Origin of the sequence: Paraburkholderia sp. RL17-380-BIE-A (assembly GCF_046028085.1) — a bacterium.
GTDB lineage: Bacteria > Pseudomonadota > Gammaproteobacteria > Burkholderiales > Burkholderiaceae > Paraburkholderia.
Genome location: NZ_JARESQ010000030.1, coordinates 29,298 through 51,522, shown reverse-complemented (window position 1 = coordinate 51,522; position 22,225 = coordinate 29,298). Strand labels below are relative to the sequence as shown.

General features: G+C 64.2%; 23 protein-coding genes. 8 read left to right on the top strand and 15 right to left on the bottom strand.

The features are described from left to right. Position 1: 1 nt before the first annotated feature. Both P0D68_RS34020 and P0D68_RS34015 read left to right on the top strand, forming a co-directional pair. Positions 2 to 2,254 carry a xanthine dehydrogenase family protein molybdopterin-binding subunit gene (locus P0D68_RS34020; protein ID WP_408303576.1) on the top strand — a complete coding sequence of 751 codons (2,253 nt, stop codon included), beginning with the start codon at positions 2 to 4 and terminating at the stop codon, positions 2,252 to 2,254. Between the two features lie 12 nt (positions 2,255 to 2,266). Then, positions 2,267 to 3,559 carry a c-type cytochrome gene (locus P0D68_RS34015; protein WP_408303575.1) on the top strand — a complete coding sequence of 431 codons (1,293 nt, stop codon included), beginning with the start codon at positions 2,267 to 2,269 and terminating at the stop codon, positions 3,557 to 3,559. 81 nt (positions 3,560 to 3,640) lie between these two features. On the opposite strand, the gene P0D68_RS34010 is transcribed toward P0D68_RS34015, so the two are convergent. The 7 genes from P0D68_RS34010 to P0D68_RS33980 form a co-directional block, all read right to left on the bottom strand. Further along, positions 3,641 to 4,297, bottom strand: a complete 657-nt coding sequence (locus tag P0D68_RS34010; protein ID WP_408303574.1) for an amino acid ABC transporter permease — start codon at positions 4,295 to 4,297, stop codon at positions 3,641 to 3,643. A gap of 2 nt (positions 4,298 to 4,299) precedes the next feature. Continuing rightward, positions 4,300 to 5,046 (bottom strand): amino acid ABC transporter permease, encoded by a 747-nt coding sequence (locus tag P0D68_RS34005; RefSeq protein ID WP_408303573.1) that lies wholly within the window; start codon positions 5,044 to 5,046, stop codon positions 4,300 to 4,302. Positions 5,047 to 5,139: 93 nt separating this feature from the next. Continuing rightward, entirely contained in the window at positions 5,140 to 5,964 is an 825-nt protein-coding gene (locus P0D68_RS34000) for a transporter substrate-binding domain-containing protein (RefSeq protein ID WP_408303572.1), read from the bottom strand. Between the two features lie 91 nt (positions 5,965 to 6,055). Then, positions 6,056 to 7,129, bottom strand: coding sequence for an ABC transporter ATP-binding protein (locus tag P0D68_RS33995; RefSeq protein WP_408303571.1), 1,074 nt, complete (start codon positions 7,127 to 7,129; stop codon positions 6,056 to 6,058). Between the two features lie 47 nt (positions 7,130 to 7,176). After that, entirely contained in the window at positions 7,177 to 8,079 is a 903-nt protein-coding gene (locus P0D68_RS33990; protein WP_408303570.1) for an ABC transporter permease, read from the bottom strand. Continuing rightward, positions 8,076 to 9,041 (bottom strand): ABC transporter permease, encoded by a 966-nt coding sequence (locus P0D68_RS33985; RefSeq protein WP_408303569.1) that lies wholly within the window; start codon positions 9,039 to 9,041, stop codon positions 8,076 to 8,078. The genes P0D68_RS33990 and P0D68_RS33985 overlap by 4 nt, the downstream gene beginning before the upstream one ends. Then, on the bottom strand, positions 9,038 to 10,132 hold the full coding sequence (locus P0D68_RS33980; RefSeq protein ID WP_091801731.1) for an ABC transporter substrate-binding protein: 1,095 nt from the start codon (positions 10,130 to 10,132) through the stop codon (positions 9,038 to 9,040). The genes P0D68_RS33985 and P0D68_RS33980 overlap by 4 nt, the downstream gene beginning before the upstream one ends. Before the next feature lie 526 nt (positions 10,133 to 10,658). Between P0D68_RS33980 and P0D68_RS33975 the strand changes: the two genes are divergently transcribed. Continuing rightward, positions 10,659 to 11,552, top strand: coding sequence for a LysR substrate-binding domain-containing protein (locus P0D68_RS33975; RefSeq protein WP_408186700.1), 894 nt, complete (start codon positions 10,659 to 10,661; stop codon positions 11,550 to 11,552). 20 nt (positions 11,553 to 11,572) lie between these two features. Here the strand turns inward: P0D68_RS33975 and P0D68_RS33970 are convergent, their stop codons facing one another. After that, entirely contained in the window at positions 11,573 to 12,655 is a 1,083-nt protein-coding gene (locus P0D68_RS33970; RefSeq protein WP_091801724.1) for a calcium:cation antiporter, read from the bottom strand. 460 nt (positions 12,656 to 13,115) lie between these two features. Beyond that, positions 13,116 to 13,472 (bottom strand): BON domain-containing protein, encoded by a 357-nt coding sequence (locus P0D68_RS33965; protein WP_091801721.1) that lies wholly within the window; start codon positions 13,470 to 13,472, stop codon positions 13,116 to 13,118. Between the two features lie 453 nt (positions 13,473 to 13,925). Here P0D68_RS33965 and P0D68_RS33960 point away from each other — a divergent pair, with 453 nt between their 5' ends. Both P0D68_RS33960 and P0D68_RS33955 read left to right on the top strand, forming a co-directional pair. Beyond that, on the top strand, positions 13,926 to 14,567 hold the full coding sequence (locus P0D68_RS33960; RefSeq protein ID WP_408303568.1) for a DNA-3-methyladenine glycosylase: 642 nt from the start codon (positions 13,926 to 13,928) through the stop codon (positions 14,565 to 14,567). A 283-nt stretch (positions 14,568 to 14,850) separates the two neighbouring features. Beyond that, a complete protein-coding gene (locus P0D68_RS33955) occupies positions 14,851 to 15,195 on the top strand; it encodes a DUF4148 domain-containing protein (protein ID WP_091801715.1) in 345 nt (114 codons plus the stop codon). Positions 15,196 to 15,607: 412 nt separating this feature from the next. Here P0D68_RS33955 and P0D68_RS33950 read toward each other — a convergent pair whose 3' ends face one another. Then, entirely contained in the window at positions 15,608 to 16,051 is a 444-nt protein-coding gene (locus P0D68_RS33950) for a CBS domain-containing protein (protein WP_091801712.1), read from the bottom strand. Positions 16,052 to 16,326: 275 nt separating this feature from the next. Between P0D68_RS33950 and ribA the strand changes: the two genes are divergently transcribed. Beyond that, on the top strand, positions 16,327 to 16,977 hold the full coding sequence (ribA, locus tag P0D68_RS33945; protein ID WP_035516591.1) for a GTP cyclohydrolase II: 651 nt from the start codon (positions 16,327 to 16,329) through the stop codon (positions 16,975 to 16,977). Between the two features lie 172 nt (positions 16,978 to 17,149). On the opposite strand, the gene P0D68_RS33940 is transcribed toward ribA, so the two are convergent. Together P0D68_RS33940 and P0D68_RS33935 are read right to left on the bottom strand one after the other, a co-directional pair. Next, positions 17,150 to 17,350, bottom strand: coding sequence for a hypothetical protein (locus tag P0D68_RS33940; protein ID WP_408303567.1), 201 nt, complete (start codon positions 17,348 to 17,350; stop codon positions 17,150 to 17,152). Positions 17,351 to 17,376: 26 nt separating this feature from the next. After that, positions 17,377 to 18,282 carry an NmrA family NAD(P)-binding protein gene (locus tag P0D68_RS33935; protein WP_408303566.1) on the bottom strand — a complete coding sequence of 302 codons (906 nt, stop codon included), beginning with the start codon at positions 18,280 to 18,282 and terminating at the stop codon, positions 17,377 to 17,379. 205 nt (positions 18,283 to 18,487) lie between these two features. On the opposite strand from P0D68_RS33935, the gene P0D68_RS33930 reads away from it, so the two are divergent. Next, positions 18,488 to 19,414, top strand: a complete 927-nt coding sequence (locus tag P0D68_RS33930; protein ID WP_408303565.1) for an AraC family transcriptional regulator — start codon at positions 18,488 to 18,490, stop codon at positions 19,412 to 19,414. 32 nt (positions 19,415 to 19,446) lie between these two features. Here the strand turns inward: P0D68_RS33930 and P0D68_RS33925 are convergent, their stop codons facing one another. The 3 genes from P0D68_RS33925 to P0D68_RS33915 form a co-directional block, all read right to left on the bottom strand. Then, positions 19,447 to 20,274, bottom strand: coding sequence for an anti-sigma factor family protein (locus P0D68_RS33925; RefSeq protein WP_091801703.1), 828 nt, complete (start codon positions 20,272 to 20,274; stop codon positions 19,447 to 19,449). Beyond that, positions 20,271 to 20,789: a sigma-70 family RNA polymerase sigma factor gene (locus P0D68_RS33920; RefSeq protein ID WP_091801701.1), complete on the bottom strand. Its 519-nt coding sequence runs from the start codon at positions 20,787 to 20,789 to the stop codon at positions 20,271 to 20,273. The genes P0D68_RS33925 and P0D68_RS33920 overlap by 4 nt, the downstream gene beginning before the upstream one ends. A gap of 139 nt (positions 20,790 to 20,928) precedes the next feature. Next, on the bottom strand, positions 20,929 to 21,651 hold the full coding sequence (locus P0D68_RS33915; RefSeq protein WP_408303564.1) for an anti-sigma factor family protein: 723 nt from the start codon (positions 21,649 to 21,651) through the stop codon (positions 20,929 to 20,931). Positions 21,652 to 21,929: 278 nt separating this feature from the next. Here P0D68_RS33915 and P0D68_RS33910 point away from each other — a divergent pair, with 278 nt between their 5' ends. Further along, positions 21,930 to 22,199 carry a DUF4148 domain-containing protein gene (locus tag P0D68_RS33910; RefSeq protein WP_091801696.1) on the top strand — a complete coding sequence of 90 codons (270 nt, stop codon included), beginning with the start codon at positions 21,930 to 21,932 and terminating at the stop codon, positions 22,197 to 22,199. Positions 22,200 to 22,225 lie beyond the last annotated feature (26 nt).

Sequence of the window (22,225 nt, the reverse complement as noted above, 5' to 3'; positions counted from 1 at the left end):
CATGTCCCAGGGATTGCTCGATGCACAGAACGGCGGCGCGTCTTCGAAAGGCGGCGCGCGCGCCGCGGGTGGATTGTCCCGCCGCACCTTTCTGAAGTTCGGCGTGACGGTGGGGGCGGCGGCCGGTGGCGGCCTGCTGCTCGGCTTCAGCATGCCGGCCGCCAGCCAGGATCAGAAGGCCGGCAAATCGGTGATTGGCGGCGACGGTGTCGAAACGCCGCAAAGCGGTGTGTTCGCGCCGAACGCGTTCATCCAGATCGATACTGCGGGCAAGGTCACGCTCGTGATTCCGAAGGTCGAGATGGGCCAGGGCGTCTATACGTCGATTCCGATGCTGATTGCCGAAGAGCTCGAAGTGCCGCTCGACTCGATCACCGTCGACCACGCGCCGCCGAACGAAAAGCTCTTCATGGACCCGCTGCTCGGCGGCCAGCTCACGGGCGGTTCGACCTCGATCCGCTATGCGTGGGAGCCGATGCGTAAAGCCGGCGCCGCCGCGCGCACGGTCCTGATCAGCGCGGCCGCGCAGCAATGGCAAGTCGATCCGGCGAGCTGCCATGCGCAGGCCGGGCAGGTGATTCATGAGGCCAGCAAGCGCAGCATCGGCTATGGCGAGCTGGTCACCGCGGCCGCCGGTCTGCCGGCGCCGCAGAACGTCAAGCTCAAAGACCCGAAGGACTTCAAGCTGATCGGCACGCCGGCGAAGCGCCTCGACTCGCCGGAGAAAGTGGACGGCACCGCGCAGTTCGGGCTCGACGTGCGCGTGCCCGACATGGTCTATGCGGCGATTGCCAACTGTCCGGTGTTCGGCGGCACGCTCGCGAGCGTCGACGACACCCACGCGAAAAAGATCCCCGGTGTGCGTCAGGTCATCAAGATCGACAACGCGGTCGCCGTGATCGGCGACCACACCTGGGCCGCGAAGCGCGGCGTGCAGGCACTGGTTATCAAGTGGAACGAAGGCGCGGGCGCAAACCTGTCGATGAAGCAGATCGTCGACGATCTCGCGAACGCGTCACAGCGCAACGGCGCGGTGGCGCGCAAGGATGGCGACGTCGGCAACGCATTTTCAAATGCCAAGACGCGCGTGGACGCCGTCTATCAGCAGCCGTTCCTCGCGCACGCCACCATGGAGCCGATCAACTGCACGGTGCATGTGCGCCCCGACGGCTGCGATGTCTGGCTCGGCTCGCAAGTGCCGACGCGGGTCGTGGACGCCGCCGTGGCGGTCACGGGTTTGCCCGCCGACAAGATCGTCGTGCACAACCACCTGATCGGCGGCGGCTTCGGGCGGCGGCTCGAATTCGACATGGTCACGCAGGCGGTCAAGGTCGGCAAACAGGTGTCGACGCCGGTGAAGGTGGTCTGGACGCGCGAAGAAGACATTCAGCACGACATGTACCGGCCGTACTACTACGACAAAATCTCCGCGGGCCTCGACGCGAACGGCAAGCCGGTTGCGTGGCAGCACCGCATCGTCGGTTCTTCGGTGATGGCGCGTTTCGCGCCGCCGGCCTTCAAGAACGGGCTCGATCCGGATGCGGTCGAAGTCGCTTCGGACCTGCCGTACGACTTGCCGAATCAACTGGTCGACTACGTTCGTCAGGAGCCGCACGCGGTCCCCACCGCATTCTGGCGCGGCGTGGGACCGACGCGCGGCACGTTCGTGGTGGAGAGCTTTATCGACGAACTCGCGGCGCAGGCCAAAGTCGATCCGGTCAAATACCGGCAGGATCTGCTCGGCAAGACGCCGCGCGCGTTGAACGTGCTCAACGTCGCCACGCAGGCGGCGAACTGGGGCAGCGCGGTGCCGAAGGGGCAGGGGCGCGGCGTGTCCGTCATGCATGCGTTCGGCAGCTTCTTCGGGATCGTCGTGGATGTCGCGGTGGATCAGGGCGAGGTGGCGGTCAAGCGTGTGGTGTGCGCGGTCGATTGCGGCATGGTGGTCAATCCGAACACGGTGGAGGCGCAGGTGCAGGGCGGCATCATCTTCGGCATCACGGCGGCGCTTTATAGCGAGATCACGATCAAGGACGGCCGCGTCGAGCAGAACAACTTCACCGACTACCGGATGTTGCGGATCGATCAGACGCCGCCTATCGAGGTGCATATCGTGAAGAGCGGCGAGGCGCCCGGCGGCATCGGCGAACCCGGCACGGCGGCGCTCGCGCCCGCGCTGACCAACGCGATTTTCGCGGCCACCGGCAAGCGGCTGCGGCAGTTGCCCGTTGGCAGCCAGTTGCAAACCGCCTGACCGGAGCCCGATATGAAAAACACACTGAAGGGTTTTGCCGTCGCGTTGAGCGTGACGCTGCCGTTGTTCGCGCAGACTCCGGCGCAGGCGGCCGCGCAATCCGCCGATCCTGCGCTCGTGCAACGTGGCGCCTATCTGGCCAAGGTCGGCGATTGTGTCGCCTGTCATACGGCGCCGAAAGGCAAGCCGTTTGCGGGCGGCCTGCCGATGACCACGCCGATGGGCCAGATCTACACCACCAACATCACGCCCGATCCGCAAACCGGCATTGGCGGTTACACGGAGGAGGACTTCGCGCGGGCCATGCGCGAAGGCATCGCGAAAGACGGCCACAATCTCTATCCGGCGATGCCGTACCCGTCGTACGCGAAGGTCAACGACGACGACATGAAAGCGCTGTACGCGTATTTCATGAGCGGCGTGGCGCCCGTGCAGCAGGCGAACCGCGAGCCGGACATCAAGTGGCCATTGAACATGCGCTGGCCGCTGAAGTTCTGGAACATGGTGTTCCTGGAGAAAGGCGTCTACCAGGACAAGTCGGGCAAAGACGTGGCCTGGAATCGCGGCGCGTATCTGATTCAGGGGTTGGGGCACTGCGGCTCGTGCCACACGCCGCGCGGCATCGCGTTTCAGGAGAAGGCACTGGATGAAAGCGGCAGCGCGTTTCTGACCGGCGGACTGCTCGACGGCTGGTTCGCGGCGAACCTCACCGGCGAGCACAACGTCGGTCTGGGCCGCTGGAACGATCAGGATCTGCAGGCGTTCCTGAAGACCGGCGCGAATCGCCATGCATCGGCGTTCGGTTCGATGACCAGCGTGATCAACAACAGCACGCAGAACATGAACGACACCGACATCGCCGCGATGACGACGTATCTGAAGTCGCTGCCGTCGGCGGGCGGCAGCGGCGCGCCGCCTTATACGTACGATCCGCAGGCGACCAAAGTGTCGCTGAACCGTCCCGCGAACAATGAAGGCGCGCGCGTCTACACGGCGTACTGCATGCACTGCCACGGCGTCGACGGACGCGGCTTCGCGCCGATGCTGGCGCCGTTGTCCGGCAATCCGAACGTGCTGGAAAAGGATCCGTCGTCGCTGATCAACGTGACGCTGAACGGCACGGAGGACCTGGTGATCGGCGGCATTCCCGCGCCGTATCCGATGCCGAAGTACGCACCCGTGCTCAACGACCAGCAGATCGCGGATGTGTTGACCTTCGTGCGGGCGGGTTGGAACAACGGCGCGCCGGCGGTGACGGCGGAAGACGTGGCGAAGTTGCGTAAGTCGACGCACGCGGCGCGCTAGTTCTGTCAGGCGGCATACAAAAAAGCGTTCAACCGTGCCGAGCGGTTGAACGCTTTTTTTATTCGCCCATCGCTGCACATTTCAGCGATGCTGGCCCACCTTCTGCCGTTTCTCCAGCACCCGCGCGTACCACGTCAGCGGGAAGCACATCGCGAAGTAAATCATCGCGACCATGCCGTAGATGGGGAACGGGCGGAACGCGGCGTTGGTGATCATGGTGCCGGTCTTGGTCAATTCCGTGAAGCCGATGATGGACGCGAGCGCCGTGCTTTTCACCACCTGCACGAGAAAACCAACCGTCGGCGCCACGGCGATTTTCAGCGCCTGCGGCCACACGATATAGCGCAACTGCTGGCCGAACGTCATGCCGAGGCTCGCGCCCGCGGCCCACTGACCACGCGGCACGGCTTCGACGCAGCCGCGCCAGATGTCGACCAGATACGCGCTGGTATAGAGCGTCAGCGTGACAGTGGCCGCGACCCATGGCGATACGTCGACACCGAGCAGCGGCAAGCCGAAGAACGCGAGGAAAAGCTGCATCAGCAGCGGCGTGCCTTGAAACACTTCCACGTACACCACGACGATACGGCGCAGCCAGCCGATCGGCGACACGCGCATGGCGAGCAGAATCAGCCCGACAATGCCGCCGCCCACGAACGCGATCAACGAGAGCAGCACCGTCCAGCGGGCGGCGAGCAACAGATTGCGGGCAATGTCCCACAGCGTGAATTCGACCATGATCAACGCTCCGTGGGCAGAGTGCGGGCGCCGCGCCACATCAGGCGGTTGCGCCAGTTACGCGGCGCGCTGTCGTTGCCGCGCGCCGCACGGCCCGCGAACAGACCGCGGCCGAGCCGGTTGAGGATTTGCCGCAAGACGATGGACAACAACAGATACGTCGCGGTGATGATCAGGTAGCTTTCGAACGAGCGGAAGTTGCGCGACTGGATGAAGTTGGCCGCGTAGGTGAGATCGGGCACGGAGATCTGCGAGACCACGGCCGAGCCGAGCATGACGATCAGCACCTGGCTCAGCAGCGCGGGAAACACGTTGGCGATGGCCTGCGGCAGCACGACATAGCGAAACACCTGCCCTCCGTGCAAACCGAGCGCCTGCGCGGCCTGCACCTGGCCGCGGGAAATCGAGTCGATGCCGGCGCGCACGATTTCGATCGCGTACGCGCCGAGATTGACGGTCATGGCCAGAATCGCGGCCTGCACTTCGTCGATATGAATGCCGAGGCTTGGCAAGCCGAAGAACACGAAGAACAACTGCACGATGAACGGCGTATTGCGGATCAACTCCACATAACTCGCCACCACCCAGCGCGCCCATTTCGGCCCGGCCACCGCCACACTCGCGCCGGCAATGCCGACAATCGCGCCGAGCACGGTGGAGACGGCCGTCAGCCCCAAGGTCACGGCGACGCCGTGCGCGAGCATGCCCGCATAAAGGCCGAAGCCGCTGAAATCGAACGCATAAGTCATGGCGTGGCGCTCATCGTGAGGTCAAACTCCGGCGCTGCGCCACGCAGGCAATCTCCTCGCGGGATTACGCTTCGTGGCGCGCGCAAAAAAGGTTCAGAGGTCGGCCGGCAGCGGCGCGCGCAGCCACTTCTGCGAAATCGCGTTCATGGTGCCGTCCTTGCGGGCCTTGGCAATCGTTTCGTCGACCTTCTGCTTCAGACGCGGCTCGTTCTTGTTCAAGCCGACGTGATCGGGTGAGCTGAACAGCGAGAACTTCTGCTCGGGATCATTGGCCGGATGACGCGCGAGAATCGTGGCGCCGACGTCGTTGCCGACTACCATCAACTGTACCTGACCAGAAAGAAACGCCGAAATTGCGCCGTTAGGATCGTCGAAACGTTTGATGTTCGCGGAGGGCGGCGCGATCTTGGTCACGCTCAGGTCTTCCAGCGTGCCGCGCGCGACCGAAATCGACTTGCCGGCGAGGTCGGCGGCGTTCTTTACGGGCAGGGCTTTCGGGCCGAACACGGCGAGGTAGTAGGGCGCGTACGGTTGCGAGAAATCGATCACCTTCTCGCGCTCCGGCGTCTGGCCGACCGACAGCAGCATGTCCGCCTTGTGGTCGGCGAGGTAAGCCATACGGTTGTCGCCTGTCACCTGTACGAGTTCGACCTTGGCGTTGAGCGCGCGGCCGATCAGGTTGGCCACGTCGATGTCGTAGCCCATCGGCTTCATGTCCGGGCCGATCGAGCCGAACGGCGGATAGTCTTCGAATACGCCGATGCGCACCGTGCCCGACTTGGCGATGTTGTCGAGCGCATCCGCATGCGCGGTGGACGGCAACGCGCTCAGCGCGCCGAGAGCGGTGAAGGCGAGCGTCGCGGCGAGTGTGGCGAACACCCGGCGGGTGCTGGATTGGGCAACGCGGCGTTGGTTCATGGTCTGTCCTCTGTCGAAAATAGCGGTATTGGAATGGGCGAATTCTTGAGTGATTCGGCGGTGCGCTTGGGTGCCTGAGTCTTGCCTGAAGTCAGTGTGCGGCGCGCGCGGCGATCAGCTTGCACGCATGCGGCGGCAATTCCGCGAACACCGGCATGCCGAGCGCGAGCCCCGGCGTTTCGCGCGGCGTGGTGGCGGCGGTCAGCGTAAAGCCGGCGCAGTCGATGGTCGCTTCGAGCGATGCGCCCACGTCGCGGATAAACGTCACGGTGCCTTGCAGCCGGTTCGGGCCCGCCGCGTCGGACGCCGCTTTCAGGCACACGTCTTCCGGGCGGATCAGCAGACGGATATCGCTGCTGGACGCCGGCACGCGCGCCGGCTGCGCCACGCTAATGCGACGGCCGCCCGGCAGGCTCACGCCGCCCGCGCCATCGTACGTGACCGGCAGGATATTGCCGAGGCCGATGAAGTCGGCGACGAATTCGCTGACCGGATCGCGATAGATGTCGAGCGGTTTGCCGACCTGGGCGATGCGGCCTTTCTCCATCACGACGATCTCGTCGGCCATTGTCATGGCTTCGCGCTGGTCGTGCGTGACCATGATCGTGGTGATGCCGAGACGCTGTTGCAGCAGGCGGATTTCCACCTGCATCGCCTCGCGCAGCTTGGCGTCGAGCGCGGAGAGCGGCTCGTCGAGCAGCAACAGTTTCGGCTGCGACGCGATAGCGCGCGCAATCGCCACGCGCTGGCGCTGGCCGCCGGAGAGTTGCGTGACCGGCCGGTTCGCCATGTGCGGCAACTGGATCAGGTCCAGCAATTCGGCCACGCGCCGCGTCTGCTGGTCCTTCGCGGTTTTGCGCAGCTTCAGCGGATACGCGACGTTCTGCGCGACCGTCATGTGAGGAAACAGCGCGAGCGACTGGAACACCATGCCGAAGTCGCGCTGGTTCGCCGGCAGGCGCGTGATGTCGCGTCCGGCGAATTGAATGCTGCCGGATGTGGGCGTTTCGAGACCGGCGATCATCCGCAGCAGCGTGGTCTTGCCGCAGCCGGACGGGCCGAGAAAGCACACCAGCTTGCCGTCGGGCACGCTCAGATCGACGCTGTCGACGGCATGCGCCGCGCCGAAGCGCCGGGTCACGGCCTGCAACGTTAAATGGGTCATCGGATGCTCCAGCAAGGGGTCGTCATGAGCGCGTGTTCGAGGGGCAGTCACAGGGCGACGCCTTCGTCGCCGATCAGCTTTTCGAGCAGCCAGATCAGCGCGAAATCGATCGCGACAATGAATACGGCGAAACAGAACACGGTCGGATCGAGCGACGACACCGTGCGGCTATAGAGCCACACCGGCAGCGTCATCGTATCGATGCCGTAAAGGAAAAACGTCACCGTGAATTCGTTGAACGAGACAATGAACGCGAACAGCATGCCGGCGAGAATGCCGGGGCGCATCAGCGGCAGGATCACGTCGACGAGCGCGCGGCCGGGACTCGCGCCCATTACGCAGGCGGCCTCTTCGAACTCCGGGCCGATGGCGGCGACCGAGGCCGCGCAGTTCTTCACGGTAAACGGCAGCGCCAGAATCACGTGCGCGATGATCAGGCGGAACACGCCAAGTTCGACCGGCAGCACGTTGAACACCAGCAGCAGCGACAGGCCGAGCATCACGAGCGGATAGACGAGCGGCAGCGCGACCAGCTGTTCGACCGCGGGCTTGCCACGAAAGCGGTAGCGGCTCAGCGCGTAGGCGGCGGGCACCGAGACGAGCGTGGCGATCACCATGGTGGAGAGCGCGACGATCAGGCTCGTGCTCAAGGCGGCGCCCATCGACAGCGAGTCGCTTGCGTCCGGTGACACGAAGCTGTGCCACGCGGCGCGATACCAGTGCAGGCCATAGGCGTGCGGCGGGAATTCGAGCGTGTCGGCCGCGCTGAACGACATCGTGATCATGGTGAGGATCGGCAGCGCGGCGAGGAACAGGACGATCGCCGCGAGCAGGGCGGCGGCCTTGCCGAGCTGGCCGGGCATGACGGAAGGCCAGCGCGGTGAGCGGGGCGATCGCGGCTGCCGGCGAACGACTTGCGCGGTTTGCGCGGTTTGAACAGGCGTGCTCATGCGTGAGGCTCCTCGGCGAGACGTTGGGTACGGCGCACGAGACGCTGCGACAGCGCCATCACGGTCAGCGTGGCGACCATCAGTACGACACCCGACGCGGACGCCGCCGGCCAGTTCAGCAACGGCGCGACCTGATCGTGGACCAGCACGGCGAGCATCGGCACGCGTCGTCCGCCGAGCAAAAGCGGCACGGCGAACGCGCTTGCGTTGTAAGCGAACACGAGCAGTGCGCCGGACACGAGGCCGGGCATGGCGAGCGGCAGCAGGACGTGACGCAGCGTTTGCCAGCGCGTCGCGCCGAGCGTGGCGGCGGCTTCCTCGTAAGAAGTCGACACCGCGCGCATCGCGCTCGAAAGGGGTAGCACGGCGAGCGGAAACGCGGTCTGGATCAGCCCGAGCAGCACGCCGTTTTCGCGGTATAGCCACATCAACGGGCGTTGCACGAGGCCGCTGCCGAGCAGCGCGTGATTGAGGAGGCCAGCCGGCCCGAGAATGATCAGCCAGCCATAACCTTGCAGCAGCAGGTTGACGAGCAGCGGCAGCAGCACGCCCGCCAGCAGGAGGCGCCGGGCGAGCCGCGACTTCGTGCGGGCCATGGCCAACGCAACCGGAATCGCCAGCAGCACCGCGCAGATCATGCTTTGGAATGCGAGCTTCAACGTGAGCCACAACGACTTCATGAAGTAGCCGTCGAGCAGGTCCGCGTAGTTTTGCAGCGTGAAGCCGCGCCACTCGTTGCCTTGCGTGCCGAAGCTCATGCGCAGCGCCACCAGCGCCGCCGCGCCGAGAATGGCGAGAAACAACAGGATCGGCGCGAGCAGCAGCCACGGCCGCGCCTTTTCCATCGCGGTGGCGGCGGGCGCATCGGGCACGAGATCGGGCCCGGCGTCCGGCATCGTATTTGACGAAGCAGCGGACGCCGCCGAAGCACGCCGCGAAAAGCGCGCGAGCATCGTGGTCATGCCGAGAAGATTTCGGTGTAGCGCTTGATCCATGCCGGCTGCACGACGGCGAGCGCCTTGTCGTCATGCAACACGGCCTTCTCGGCGATCTGCTGCGGGCTCGGCACGAACGCACGGCTCTCGGCGGGAATCACCGCTTTCGAATTGACCGGGCCGTTCAGCACGTCGGCGGCCATGCGGCCTTGCACGCCCGCGTCGAGCGAGTGATTGATGAAGGCGTGGATCAGATCGCTGTCGCCCGGGTGCGACTTGGGGATCACCGTGAACATCAACTGCGTGGCGAAGCCTTCCTTCATGCCGTAGGTCACGCCCATCTTGTATTCGGGCTTGCGGATCTGGTCCGGGAAAAACGCCGGCGAATAAATGCCGCCAATATCGAGCGAGCCGGTGCGGAACAGATCGGCCACCTGGTTCGGATTCTCGCCGAGCGTCATCACGCGATCTTTCAGTTGCATCAGCTTCTTGAAGCCCGGCTCGATGTTCTGCTGCGAGCCGCCGTTCATCTTCGCGGCGATGATCGCGAGGTCGACCGCTTCGGCCCACTCGGGCGGCGGCAGGAACAGGCGGCCGGCGTACTTGGGATCCCACAGCGCTTCGTACGATGCCGGCGCGGTCTTCACGGTCGAGGTGTTGTAGATCAACCCGTCCGACCACAGCAGATAGCCGACGCCGAAGCCGTTCGCGCCCGTGCGGTATTGCGGCGCGACGTCTTTGAGGTTCGGCAGTTTGTCCAGATCGGGCTTCATCAGCAGGCCGGCGTCGCCGAGACCCGCTGCGCCGACGCCCGCCAGCGTGATGACGTCGTAGGTGGGGCGATCGCCCGCGGCCTTCACCTTGGCGACCATGCCGGAGGTGCCGTCGGCGCGGTCGGCGATCACTTTGGCGCCGGTTTTCGCCGTGAAGGTGGCGGCGATGTTGCGCAACGCGGCCGCGCCTGTGTCGTCCGACCAGGTCAACAGACGCAGCGTCTTGCCGCTGAAGTTGTGTTCCTGCGCGCGCAGGTTGATGAACGGCATCGGCAAGGTGGACGCCGCGAGTGCCGCGCCGATCGTCTTGATGGCCTGCCTTCTACCCCGTTTGATCTCTTGCATGGCGGTCTCCTGTGTTGAACGCCTGTTGCCTGGTGAAATTGCTGTAACCGCCGCCGATGCAGCGCCTCTTCGCGTTGCGTGCCGATGCTGCGTGTGGATGCACTCTAGGTTTGCCAAAATCCCTCAACAAACGAAATATGCGCATGGAGGGCATGACGTAATCTCATGCGACGGCCGTCACGCGATCCGGCTGGCCTACACCGGTCAGACGGTGGGAGCGCCTAGGCAGTGGCGCATGCGGGTTAACGTCCATGTTTTGCCGATGTTTCGTTTGCCCACGGAGGTATGAGGAAAGCTCAGTTCTGGTGCGATTGAAAGCGCATCTCTCCCTATGTTGGTGCGTGGCCGGCCGGCGGACCGCGAGATCGGGCGGCGACATGAGCCAAACGCATGGTTGCCGCGGCGGCCGCTTCTCGTGCTGCAACCCGTGATCGCGTATCCTATGGGCTCGACAGACGTTTCAGCGGCAAGCGTTAAGCCGTACCGCAACGTCCACCAATGATTTTTTCTGATCCCGGATAAGCCGATGCGACGCCTACCGCCGCTCAACGCGCTGCAGATTTTCGAAACGGTGGCGCGGCATCGCAGTTTCACGCGCGCCGCCGACCATCTCTGCCTGACGCAAGGCGCGGTCAGCCGGCAAATCATCGCGCTCGAGGACTACTACAAGTTTCCGCTCTTCAAGCGTCATGCGAAAGGCCTGACGCTCACCGCCGAAGGGGAATTGCTGCTGCCCGCCGTGAAGGAGAGCTTTGCGCGCATCGAGGAAATCTCGCTGCGCCTCACACGGCAGCGCACCGACCTCGCGCTGAAAGTGCCGACCTGTGTGATGCGCTGGATGCTGCCGAAAATCATGCGCTTCCAGGCCGAGTATCCCGAACTCCACGTGCAGATCACGACCACGTGGCAGCACGACGTCGATTTCCAGCTCGAACCGTTCGACGCCGCGATCATCTACGGCTCGTCGCCCGGTGCGGATGTGCAGGCAGTGCCGTTGTTCGAGGAGCGCCTGACGCCCGTGTGCGCGCCCGATCTGCTGAAAGACAAGCCGCTGGCCGAAGTGGCCGACCTCGCGCGCCATACGCTGCTGCATCCCACGCGCGATCATCGCGACTGGAAGATGTGGCTCGCCAAGGTGACCGAGGTGGATGCGGCGAACGCGCCCACCATCGACGCCGAGCACGGCCCGAGCTTCGACACGCTCGATATGGCGACCAACGCCGCGCTACAGGGCTTCGGTGTTGCGATCAGCGACCTCGCGCTGATCGACGAGGACGTGGCGGCCAAGCGCCTCGTGCGGCCGTTCGATACCGTGCTCAAGACCGGGTGGCGCTATTACTTCGTCTATCCGGATTCGGTCGCGCATCAGCAGAAGCTGAATCTGTTTCGCGACTGGATCGCGGCGCACTGGGAGGAGTAGTCCGCAGCGTCGGCGCCCGATCAAGGCGCGAACGAGAGAAACAGATACGCGGCGAACAGCGACAGGTGTACCGCGCCTTGCAGGATCGTCGTGCGACCGCTGCTGAGCGTGAGCGTGCCCACTATCAGCGTGAGCACGAGGAGCACGGTTTCCTTGCCGTCGATCCCGAGCACGAGCGGCTGACCGGTGTACAAAAATACGCCGGCCACGGTTGGAATGGTCAGGCCGATACTGGCAAGCGCCGAGCCGAGCGCGAGATTCAGGCTGTTTTGCAAACGATCGACGCGCGCCGCGCGCACGGCGGCAAGCCCTTCGGGCAGCAGCACCAGTGCGGCGATCACAATGCCGACCACGGCCGCCGGCGCGCCCGCGTTCTTGACCGCGGTTTCGACCACCGGCGAGAGGACCTTGGCGAGCAGCACCACCGCGACGAGACACACCAGCAGCAAGCCGCCGGCTGCCAGCGCCTGAGCGGCGGTCGGCGGCGCGGCGTGGACGTTTTCATCCGGCGTGCCGGCGAGAAAGTAATCGCGATGGCGCACGGTCTGCACGAACACGAATACGCCGTACAGCACCAGCGAAGACACCCCGGCGAACGCCAATTGGGAAGACGACAGAAGCGGACCCACGCTGGTCGTCGTGTAATTCGGCATGACGAGCGTCAGCACGGACAGCGAGGCGAGCACGGCCAGCGCCGCCGAGGCGCCACGGCTCTGGAAATCCTGCTCGCGATGCCGGATGCCGCCCACCAGCAGGCAAATGCCCACAATCCCGTTGCAGACGATCATCACGGCGGCAAACACCGTGTCGCGCGCGAGACCCGCCTTTTCCGGGCCGGACGTGAGCATGACCGAGACGATCAGCGCGACTTCGATCACGGTGACCGCCACCGCCAGCACCAGCGTACCGAATGGCTCGCCGACCCGATGCGCGACCACTTCCGCATGATGCACCGCCGTGAAGACGGCCGCACACAGCGCCACGCCGACCAGCGTGAGCAGCACGCCGCTGCCCGGCATGGCATAGGCGATGCCGAGCACGATCCACGCCACGAATGGAGCGGCAATGGTCCAGCGGGGGAGAACGGTCGCGGGCGTGGTCATTCGGGGCCTCCTTTTCGATGCTTTTATTCGGTGGTGCTGCGGGCCCGGACGGCTTGCCCTTCCGGGCCAAAGCGCGCCTGGATGCTCAGGTGGCTTGTAAGCAGTATGCTCTAACGCTTTAAATTATAAAGAATAATGGTCGGCTAAGCGGCGGTCCATTGGCGCGGAGATTGACGAGGCGCCGTTGGCATCCTGTGAGCGCAAATGTTAACCGTCAGTGAGAGGAACTGGATAACGCAGAATGGCGCGGCCGGCATGGGCTCACGCGTTGCCAGGGAGCGGCGAGCGGGGACATGTGGTTTCGTTGGCTGGACCCGAGCGGCCGGGCAATCCCGGCGTGCGGGCAACCTGCGCTGCACTGCGCGGCGCCCGGCGAAGCCGCCGGGAGTCGCGTCAGGGCGCCAGCGCTCCGTGAGAGGGAACTGGCGCCCGGTCGTGTCGTTACGACGGGTTCAGCCGATTACTGGCCGACCGGACGAATCGTCAGGGCGTTCTTGACCGACGTCACACCGGCCACGCCTTGTGCTGTCTGAGTGGCCAGGTCGACCTGCGGCTGCTCAGGCACGGAGCCGGCCAGCGTCACTGCGCCACCGCGCGCGCGCACGGTGATGTTCGACACGCTCAGACCCTTGGTCTTCGACAATGCGCTGCGGACTTTGCGTCCCAGGGCGCGGTCGGCCGCCTTGGTCTGCTTGGCCGACGGCGATGCCGATGTGGCAGCCGGGGCTGCTGCATCGCTGCTTTGCGCATAGGCATTGAGGGACGCGAGAACGATCAGCGCGCTGCCGATCATCTTGATTGCCGGAAATGCTTTCATTCAACTCTCTCCTATTGTCATCGGCACTGCGCCCCCGGAATGGGGCGGTGCGCTACACCAGCGGGTACATCGGGATCAAATCTGAATGGAACGGTGCTGCGGATCGTGCGAATGCTTTACATCTTTACGCTGATTCGGGCGGGCCGAAACACACGCGAGCCGGCAAAGGCTGTGCTGCAGGCCGGAAACACACGATACTCCAATTAGTGCCATGGTGATGGCAACGCCGTACGTAAGTGAGGTTTTGCTACAACGATTGGGCCGATGAAAACAGACCGATGGCGTCGTATCGCTTGATATCGGGCGCGCATTGCTGTATTCGGGGCTAATTTTTCGGCGAGTTTTGGCGCCAATAACCGGCCGGTCGAACTGTCAACTATTGGGCGGGGCATCTCACGCTTTCGTCTCACTCGAATCTCTCGCCTCTCGTGGCTTCAATACAAGGCCTGACGCATGCGGAAACAGCAACTTCCAATCGTGCCATTGCTTCGTGACGATTTACCACTCGATACCGTGGAACTCGCGCGCTTCATGATCGGCAAATACCTCGTGCACGATCTGCCGGAAGGGCGCATGAGCGGGCGAATCGTCGAAACGGAGGCCTATCCGGTGGGTGACTCGACGGGGCATGCATTTGTCGGCCGCCGTCCGTATAACCGCTCGCTGTTTCTCGCCCGCGGTTACGCGTATGTGCGGCTGACCTATGGACTCTCGTACATGCTCAACATGTCCGCCGAGGCCGAGGAAGTCGGCGCCGGCATTCTGTTTCGCGCGATCGAGCCGCTCGAAGGCTTGCCGCTGATGGAAGCGCGCCGGCCCGGCGTGCCGCTGCGCGATCTGGCGCGCGGGCCCGGGCGGCTCACCATGGCGCTCGGCATCGGCCAGGCGTTCGATGGTCGGGATCTGTGCGCGGGGCGCGATTTGTGGATTGGCGTCGTGGAGCGTGGCGACCTGCCTGTGGGCGTGACGACCCGCATCGGCTTGTCGCGTGAAATGCATCGACCGCTGCGGTTCTACGAACCGGGCAGCGCATTTGTCAGCGGGCCGCGAAAGCTTCTGCTGACGCCCCAGTCCGGTGCGTCCGAACAGGCGTAAATTTGACCTGTGCTGAGGCGTCTGCCGGCAAAACGCACTCTAATCAGACGTATTTTTGAAATGTCAGACACAAAGGGTTACGATCCCGACAATTATTACGCCAAAGATGCTGGTTGGATGGGGATTCGCGGCAATGTTCGGCGCATTATTGCGATCGCGACAATTATTTATCTCGAAATCAAGGGTTTTCCCTCGACGATCTGGTGACTAGACTGAAACCACTCGCTTCTCACACACCGTGTTCAAGCGACGCAAATAAAACCAAGTCTGGAGGTAAGTCATCATGAAATCGCTCATCAAGGCAGTCGCTATTGCCGCAGTTCTCGCCGCTCCGATCGCTTCTTTCGCCCAGGCGAGCCAGCAACCTGTCACCCGCGCGGATGTACGCCAGGACCTGATCCAGATGGAGCAGGCTGGTTATAACCCAGCCACGTCCAATGATCCGACGTATCCGGCCGATGTTCAGGCAGCTGAGCATCGCGTAGTGGCTCAGAACCCGGCCATCGCGCAGACGCAGGAGCCGGTCGCCGACACCAGTGGCTACGGCGGCGTGGCAAACGGCTCGTCGCAAGCTGGCGGCGTGATCCAGCCGATGTCGGGCCCGAAGGGCGTGTATTTCGGTAACTGATTCGACAATTGACTAGGCGCTCGGGGCACGCGCGTTCAGCTTCGTGAGGGGGCTGAACGGGCGGGTTGCGTGACCGGGCGCTGGTCGAAAGTTGGCTGCGGCGGGTGACAGGTCGATCGGACGGCAATGCATCTCTCAACATCCACCCGTTACCCGTAGCCGCACGAAGTGCGAATCGCAGTAGTAGTTCGAATTCGCGCACGCCGAAGGCGGCGCGCGCACGGCTTTAAACGGCGAGCGCATGCGAATGCGTCGCGCATCAGCAGCGTCGCCGACACTGTAGCGCCGCTGTACCGCGAAGGTCGCGGCCTACACATTCAAGGAACCTCCGCTGCCGCAAGGTAGCTTTGCCCAACCGTTTTACGGATTGGGCTTTTTTTGCTAGTGCGGGTAGCAGGGCGAGCGCCCTGCGTCAGGGCCGCTCGCCGTGAATATAGAACTCGAGCTGCTGAATGGTGAACTGCTGTTCGGCGATGATGTTCTTCACCAGGTCGCCAATCGATACCATGCCGACCAGCCGGTCATTCTCGATCACCGGCAAGTGGCGCATGCGCCGCTCCGTCATGAGGGCCATGCAATCGTCGGTGGACTGATCGGGCCGCACAAAGCGCACGGCTTTGCTCATGATGTCGCGCACGGGCGTGGCCTTCGACGATCGGTCCAGCAGCACGACCTTGCGCGCATAGTCGCGCTCCGTGATGATCCCGGCGATGCTGTCGCCATCCGTGACGACCAGCGCGCCAATGCCCTTTTCGGCCATCAGCTTGATCGCGTCGTAGACGGAATCGTCGGCCCCGATGGTGAACACAGTGGTGTTGTTCGGTTTCGTTTTAAGAAGCTGTGCAACGCTTGTCATGGAGCGGCTCCGTTTCGCAGTGCAGCACGCCGGCGCGGCGTGCTGTCGTGAGGGACAGGCGATTCCAGTATAGGCCTGACACGGCGCTGGAGTACCCAGGGAATAACTGTGGCGCGCGCGACGTTCAACTCGGGTAACGAACGTTGCGCCGCCGCGCGGCTTCCGTGTCGCGTGCAAGGGCATACGGGTGCGGGACGCCGATTAGCGGTAAACTCCCCAGTCCGTACCTTATTCCCGGTTTGATCGGGTTCATGTCAGCACCACTGTCTAACGCCATGCTCACGTCTCACGATCCGTCGCCCGCAGCAGACGGCGCACTCAACGGCGAATGCGTCGTTCTCGATGCCACCGCCACGCTTCCCACGCGCTACGGCACGTTCACTTCCTACGTGTTTCGCGTGTGTGAGAGCGGCGCCGAACATCTCGCGCTCGTGATGGGCGACGTCGCCAACAAGTCGTCCGTGTTGACGCGCCTGCATTCCGAATGCCTCACCGGCGACGTGCTCGGCTCGTACCGCTGCGACTGCGGCGAGCAACTCGACCTCGCGCTGCGCTACATCGCGGCGGAAGGCTGCGGCGTGCTGCTGTATCTGCGCGGCCACGAAGGGCGCGGCATCGGCCTGTCCAACAAGATTCGCGCGTATGCGCTGCAGGAGCAGGGGCGCGATACCGTCGAGGCCAATCTCGACCTCGGCTTGCCGGACGACTCGCGCGAATACGATTCCGCCGCGGGCATTCTGCGCACACTGAAGGTCACGTCGGTGCGGCTCATGAGCAACAATCCGGAGAAGTTCGACACGCTGTCCAAGCACGGCATTCCGGTGTGCGAGCGCGTTGCGCTGGCCATCCCGATGCGCGAGGAAAACGAGCGTTATATCCGCACCAAGCAGGTCAAGTTCGGTCACTACTTCGACGAAAACGAATGAGTCACGCGTACACGCCGGCTGCCGTAGCTGAACGGAGGCCGGCGCTGTAGCGGTGGGTTCGTCAATATCTTGCGGCCGGAATTCCGGCCGCTTTGCTTTGCGCCTTTGTTGTGTGCCTGTCGTGTCCTCGGTATGCCCTCGTTGCGCAGAGTTCGCGCGGCAGCACAGTGGGTCAGAACATGCCGAAGTCGTCGTTGCTGTCGGGAATCGCGTTGAGTAGGTCCCACAGCGCGCGCCAGCCCAACCGTTCCGCAACACTCGCCAGGCTGGTCTGCCGGCGACGAGCGCTCGCGTGCGCAGGCGGCGTGGCACGACAGGGCGTCGAAACCTTGCTTGCCTCGATCGAGGCGCGTAGCCAAGGGCAGGTATCCATGCCGTCTCTCCTCGTCCAGTTGGCGTTCAGCGTGCGGTTGTCGTAGCCGGGGCCACCCGCGGCAGAATCGCCGCCAATACTTCCGCCAGCGTCGTCGCGCCGAAACGCCGCTCGCTGATGTCAGTTTCCACGTCGATGCGCCCCGCGTTGTGCGCGTCGTACAGGTCGGTGATCAAACGCGCGTGGGGTTCGCCGAGGCCCGCGCCTTCAAGCATCGCGGCCCATTCGCCGCGCGGCGCTTCGCGCGCCACGACTGCGCGGCCGGCCAGTTCGCCGATCGTGCGCGCCACGTCCAATGCGCTCACGCGCTCATCGCTTTCGATGCTCACGACCCGCGGCGAGACCTGCGGCGCTCGATCGTCGAGCAGCAGTTCGGCAGCCAGCGCGCCCACGTCCTGTGCGGCGACGCTCGGAAAACGCTTGCTCAAAGGATGATGCAAACTCGGCAGCACGCCTTTCGCGAGCGCGACCGGCAGCAAGCGAGCCCAGTTGTGCATGTGTTCGGCGGCGCGCAGGAAGGTCAACGGCGAGTCGACGCTTTGAAGTTGCGTTTCGAGCTCGTGGAACAACGTGGTGATGCCCGTGCCGGTTGCGTGTTCCGCGCCATAGTCGGAGAGCGCGAGAAGGCGCGCAGGCGGGTCGGCGCGCAATGCCGCGACACTCGTGTCGATCATGCGGCGCATGGCCTGCGCGGGATCGGCGTGCGCATGCGGCACCGGACACAGCAGTTGCACGCCGTGCGCGCCTTCGATCGCGCGCGCCACGCTCGCGGCGTCGAGCAGATCGGCGACGGCGATCTCACAGCCGATCTTCGTGAGGAATTCGCCCTGGTTTGCGTTGCGGACCACCGCACGCACATGGCGGCCCGCGCGGCGCAATGCCACGGCGCTTGCTTTGCCGACGTTGCCGGCTGCTCCAAAAATCACGAACACGATGCGCTCCTGGTTGGGTCGGTATGACGCCATCTTAGGGACGCGGCGCTCGGCATTCGCGCGAGTAGGGATGGCTTTGCGCAGATTTGGATGATGGTTTGAACTGCGGCGCCTTGGCGGAAGCGTTGAATCACGTAGAGTCGAGCGAAACCGCCAAAAACGCCGCACAATGCGGAAACCTTGGCCGCCATCCACGAGGGACGCAATGAATGCAGTGACACCGATACCGCAACCGCATAGTGGTTCCCGCGTCGTGTTGCGTTCGAGCAGGCTGCTCGGCTGGCAGGGTTTTGGTGCGGAGCTGGTCAACGTGTCGGCGGGGCTGCACCGGATACCGGCGTTCAAGCATCACCGCGTCGGCGTGCACGTCGGCGCGCCGGTGAGGGCGCGCTGCCTGTGCAATGAGCGCCGCTACTCGCGAATCCAGGCGCACGGCGACGCCGACGTGATTCCCGCCGGGCTAGACGGGCAGTGGAGCGACGAGGCCGCCTGCACGATTTTCAGCGTGTGGATCGGCGAAGCGTTCGCGCAGCGGACCGTCGAGCAACTGTCGTTAAACTCCGCCGACGCGCAATTGCGCCCGCAATTCCAGCTACGCGATCCGCGCTTTCAGTATCTCGCCTGGGCATTACGCGCCGAACTCGAAGCCGCTGAAGCATCCGATCCTTTGTACGCCGAGAGCCTGTGTACGGCGATGGTAGTGCGCCTGATCGGCGGTGCGCCGGCGCTCGAGAACAAGCGGCGCACGCTCGCCCCGAAAACGGCCGCGCGCGTGATCGAATTTATCGAAGCGCATCTGGACCAGCGTCTCACGCTGGGCGAACTGGCGGCGCTCGCCGAATTGAGCGTGCCGCATTTCAAGGTGCTGTTTCGCGAGACGCTCGGCATGCCGGTGCATCAGTACGTGGTGCAGCGGCGCGTGGAGCGCGCGCGCACGCTGCTGCTGCAAGGCAAGCTCAACGCGAGTCAGATCGCGCTCGATACGGGCTTCGCGCATCAGAGTCACATGGCGCATTGGATGGGCCGGTTGTTGGGCGTGACGCCACGCGAGTTGGTCAAGTCGAATGGGACTGCGGTGGGCAATGTTGCGTTCGATCCGCACAATGCCCGCCGCATCGCAGCATCGCGATAAAGCCTCGAGGGCCGCGCAGCATCGCGCCGCGGTCAGCCCGGCGCCGCACCCGTGAGCTGCGCATAGACGTCATGCGACAGTTGCAGCAACTGCTTGCGGTCGATCCCGCCCGACACCGCATAGCCGAAGTCGCCATCGATCCAGTAAAACACGTTCACCGGGCCGTCCTGATACAGCTTGAACGCCGTCGTGTTCGAATTCTGCTGGCGACGCGAAATGCACAGCGTGACGCGCTCGCCGTTCGGCCCGCGATACATGAACTGCGCGGTCGGTCCGTCGGCGCCGGGCAACAGGCGTCCACCCGAGAGGTTGAAGCCGTTCTTCGAGAGAATCGGCGGATGCACGTTGGTGCCGAGCCGGTTGGAGAGCCACTGCACGAAATCCTGCTCGTGATCGCCAGTGTTCATCTCGGTCGGCCGGTCCACGGCGGGCATGTAGACCACATGCGCCACCGCCGCTTGCCGCGCGAACATTTCGGAGCTGTCCGCACTGACCGGGCGCGTATCCGAGTGGCCGCCCGCAACCGGCGCGATGACGTCCTGGCCCATATGCGTGCCCACGCCGATGCCCACGCCCAACACCAGCGCCGCCGCCATTCCGGCGAATTGCGGCCAGTTCGCGGCAATCCGCCAGCGGCGCGGCGCGGGTGCCTGCAGGCGCTTCGGCACGGGCTCGCTCAGCACGCGGTCGTAGCGCTCGTGGAACATGCTGTTCAAGGAGAAATAATCGCTGATGCGCGCGGCCAGTTCGGGATTCTGTTCGAGCGCGCGCTCCACATCGGCACGGCGTTCGTCGGACAGCGTGCCGTCCACATACGCATGCAGGTCTTCTTCGCCGATCGGCATTTGTTGGTCGCTCATCGCACCACCTGTAATTTCGCACCGGGCTGCGTGCCCGCCATCAACGCCCGTAACCGCTCGCGTCCGCGCGACAGCCGCGACATCACCGTGCCGATCGGAATGTTCAGCGCGAGCGCCACGTCGGCATAGCTCATTTCCTCGAGGCCCACCAGCAGCACGACTTCGCGCTGCTCCATCGGCAGGCGCTGCAAAGCGTAGTCGAGGTCGCGCATCTCCAGCGAGCGGGTCTGCTCCGAGGGCACGGCGAATTCGCTTTCGGACACGCTTTCGTCGTCGACCGCCACGTGAACGGCGCGCGCCGAAGCCTTGCGCGCCTGATTGGCGAACACGTTGTGCATGATCGTAAACAGCCACGCGCGCAGGTCGGTGCCCGGCTGGAACATGCCGGTACGGCCGAGCGCGCGCTCCAGCGTGTCCTGCACCAGATCGTCGGCGAGGTCGCGATTGTTGATCAGCGCTCGTGCATAGCGCCGCAATCGCGGCACATGCTCCATCAGCTCGTCACGGACATCCATTTTCTATCCCGATCGTGGGGCTTTTCGCGGGCAAGGGGGCATCCTTCAGTCGCAAGAAGAGACGCGTTTGACGGGCGAACACCGTTGCTTGCACTTTATTCCCCTGCTTTCTGTGAGATCACGTATTGCGTTTCAGCAGTCATCGCATGGTCATCGCGTCGGCGGCGCGCATCAGGCCGTGGGTGCGGGCGTCGCCGGCAACCACGAAACGCTGCCGCTGCGCGGTCCAGAGCAACAGGCGAATGTCGCCGATGCGGCGCGCGGACCACTGCGGCTGCGCCGGCGCCAGCAACGCCAACGCGGAAAGCAGCACCACCGGTTGATTGTCGCCGTTCAGATAGATGAATTCGCTGACCCGCTGAAGCGGGCTCAGCGCAATCACTCTTTGGTCCACGAGGCGCAAACCGATTGCCGAGAGATTCGGCGCGGACGGATCGGCGCGAGTCGGCGACGCCGCGGAGAATTGCCCGGCCGAGCTTTCGGCGAGCGCCATGACCGCGGCATTGTTCAGCGCTTGCGCCGACACCTGCGTCGCGGCGAGCCAGCCGCTCGCCACCGCGAGCGTCAGCGCGAGCGCCGCCAGCGTGTTGAGCAGTTTGCGGCTGCGTTTAGACCCATTGATACGCGCGACTGCGCGGCGCCATCCTGTGGAGCGGCTCGGCACCGATTCGTCAGTTGTTTGAAAGGCCTGTTGGATCTGCGAGTTCAGTCGGCCGTAAAACGCCACCCGGCGCGCCTCCGCCGGATCCTTGCCGAGATAGTCCCGCAGAAACGCGGCGCGCTCCGGCGTCAGCGTGCCGTCTGCATAGGCCTGAATGTCCGCTTCGGAAAGCGGCGAGTCGGAAGGGGCGTCGGTGGTCATGGTGTCGGCGTGCGTTGGAGGTCGGCTACCGAGGGCGAACACGTATAGCCCCGAGTTTATTCCATCTGTTCACGCGCCGATTTCAACGCTACGCGCTTGCCGAAAAAGCACTTTCTTAAGGCCTTCACCAAGCCGCCGGATCGCGAGCTAACCCGATTTCGCGCCGCTTTATTCCCGCTTCCGGATATGTTTTTTCCGTGCCTTCGAGGCAGGAATAAAAGCCATCAGCGCGTGGTTCTCCCTGATGCAAACCCGCACAAGACTCGCTGGAGTTCATCATGAAGAAGATCGCTTTCGTTGCATTGTCCGTTGCTGTTCTGGCCGCTTCATCGAGCGCTTTCGCGCAGGGCAAGACCCGTGCTGAGGTGTACCAGGAATTGATCGAAGCGCAGCAGAACGGCCTGAATTACGTCACCGACGCATCGTATCCGGATGTAAGCCCGGTGTTCGCCCAGCAGGTCGCACAACACAGAGAAGCACTCGCTACGCAAGCGGCGGCCGCCAGCCATGGTGCGAGCCAAAGCGCGCAGGACGGCAGCGTCAATTGAAGCTCTGGATACCCGGCGCGCGAATG

Excerpts from the sequence above, each read along its gene's own strand:
- P0D68_RS34020 (WP_408303576.1), top strand. The coding sequence starts at position 2 with ATGTCCCAGGGATTGCTCGATGCACAGAACGGCGGCGCGTCTTCGAAA.
- P0D68_RS34015 (WP_408303575.1), top strand. The coding sequence starts at position 2,267 with ATGAAAAACACACTGAAGGGTTTTGCCGTCGCGTTGAGCGTGACGCTG.
- P0D68_RS34010 (WP_408303574.1), bottom strand. The coding sequence starts at position 4,297 with ATGGTCGAATTCACGCTGTGGGACATTGCCCGCAATCTGTTGCTCGCC.
- P0D68_RS34005 (WP_408303573.1), bottom strand. The coding sequence starts at position 5,046 with ATGACTTATGCGTTCGATTTCAGCGGCTTCGGCCTTTATGCGGGCATG.
- P0D68_RS34000 (WP_408303572.1), bottom strand. The coding sequence starts at position 5,964 with ATGAACCAACGCCGCGTTGCCCAATCCAGCACCCGCCGGGTGTTCGCC.
- P0D68_RS33995 (WP_408303571.1), bottom strand. The coding sequence starts at position 7,129 with ATGACCCATTTAACGTTGCAGGCCGTGACCCGGCGCTTCGGCGCGGCG.
- P0D68_RS33990 (WP_408303570.1), bottom strand. The coding sequence starts at position 8,079 with ATGAGCACGCCTGTTCAAACCGCGCAAACCGCGCAAGTCGTTCGCCGG.
- P0D68_RS33985 (WP_408303569.1), bottom strand. The coding sequence starts at position 9,041 with ATGACCACGATGCTCGCGCGCTTTTCGCGGCGTGCTTCGGCGGCGTCC.
- P0D68_RS33980 (WP_091801731.1), bottom strand. The coding sequence starts at position 10,132 with ATGCAAGAGATCAAACGGGGTAGAAGGCAGGCCATCAAGACGATCGGC.
- P0D68_RS33975 (WP_408186700.1), top strand. The coding sequence starts at position 10,659 with ATGCGACGCCTACCGCCGCTCAACGCGCTGCAGATTTTCGAAACGGTG.
- P0D68_RS33970 (WP_091801724.1), bottom strand. The coding sequence starts at position 12,655 with ATGACCACGCCCGCGACCGTTCTCCCCCGCTGGACCATTGCCGCTCCA.
- P0D68_RS33965 (WP_091801721.1), bottom strand. The coding sequence starts at position 13,472 with ATGAAAGCATTTCCGGCAATCAAGATGATCGGCAGCGCGCTGATCGTT.
- P0D68_RS33960 (WP_408303568.1), top strand. The coding sequence starts at position 13,926 with ATGCGGAAACAGCAACTTCCAATCGTGCCATTGCTTCGTGACGATTTA.
- P0D68_RS33955 (WP_091801715.1), top strand. The coding sequence starts at position 14,851 with ATGAAATCGCTCATCAAGGCAGTCGCTATTGCCGCAGTTCTCGCCGCT.
- P0D68_RS33950 (WP_091801712.1), bottom strand. The coding sequence starts at position 16,051 with ATGACAAGCGTTGCACAGCTTCTTAAAACGAAACCGAACAACACCACT.
- ribA (WP_035516591.1), top strand. The coding sequence starts at position 16,327 with ATGCTCACGTCTCACGATCCGTCGCCCGCAGCAGACGGCGCACTCAAC.
- P0D68_RS33940 (WP_408303567.1), bottom strand. The coding sequence starts at position 17,350 with ATGGATACCTGCCCTTGGCTACGCGCCTCGATCGAGGCAAGCAAGGTT.
- P0D68_RS33930 (WP_408303565.1), top strand. The coding sequence starts at position 18,488 with ATGAATGCAGTGACACCGATACCGCAACCGCATAGTGGTTCCCGCGTC.
- P0D68_RS33925 (WP_091801703.1), bottom strand. The coding sequence starts at position 20,274 with ATGAGCGACCAACAAATGCCGATCGGCGAAGAAGACCTGCATGCGTAT.
- P0D68_RS33920 (WP_091801701.1), bottom strand. The coding sequence starts at position 20,789 with ATGGATGTCCGTGACGAGCTGATGGAGCATGTGCCGCGATTGCGGCGC.
- P0D68_RS33915 (WP_408303564.1), bottom strand. The coding sequence starts at position 21,651 with ATGACCACCGACGCCCCTTCCGACTCGCCGCTTTCCGAAGCGGACATT.
- P0D68_RS33910 (WP_091801696.1), top strand. The coding sequence starts at position 21,930 with ATGAAGAAGATCGCTTTCGTTGCATTGTCCGTTGCTGTTCTGGCCGCT.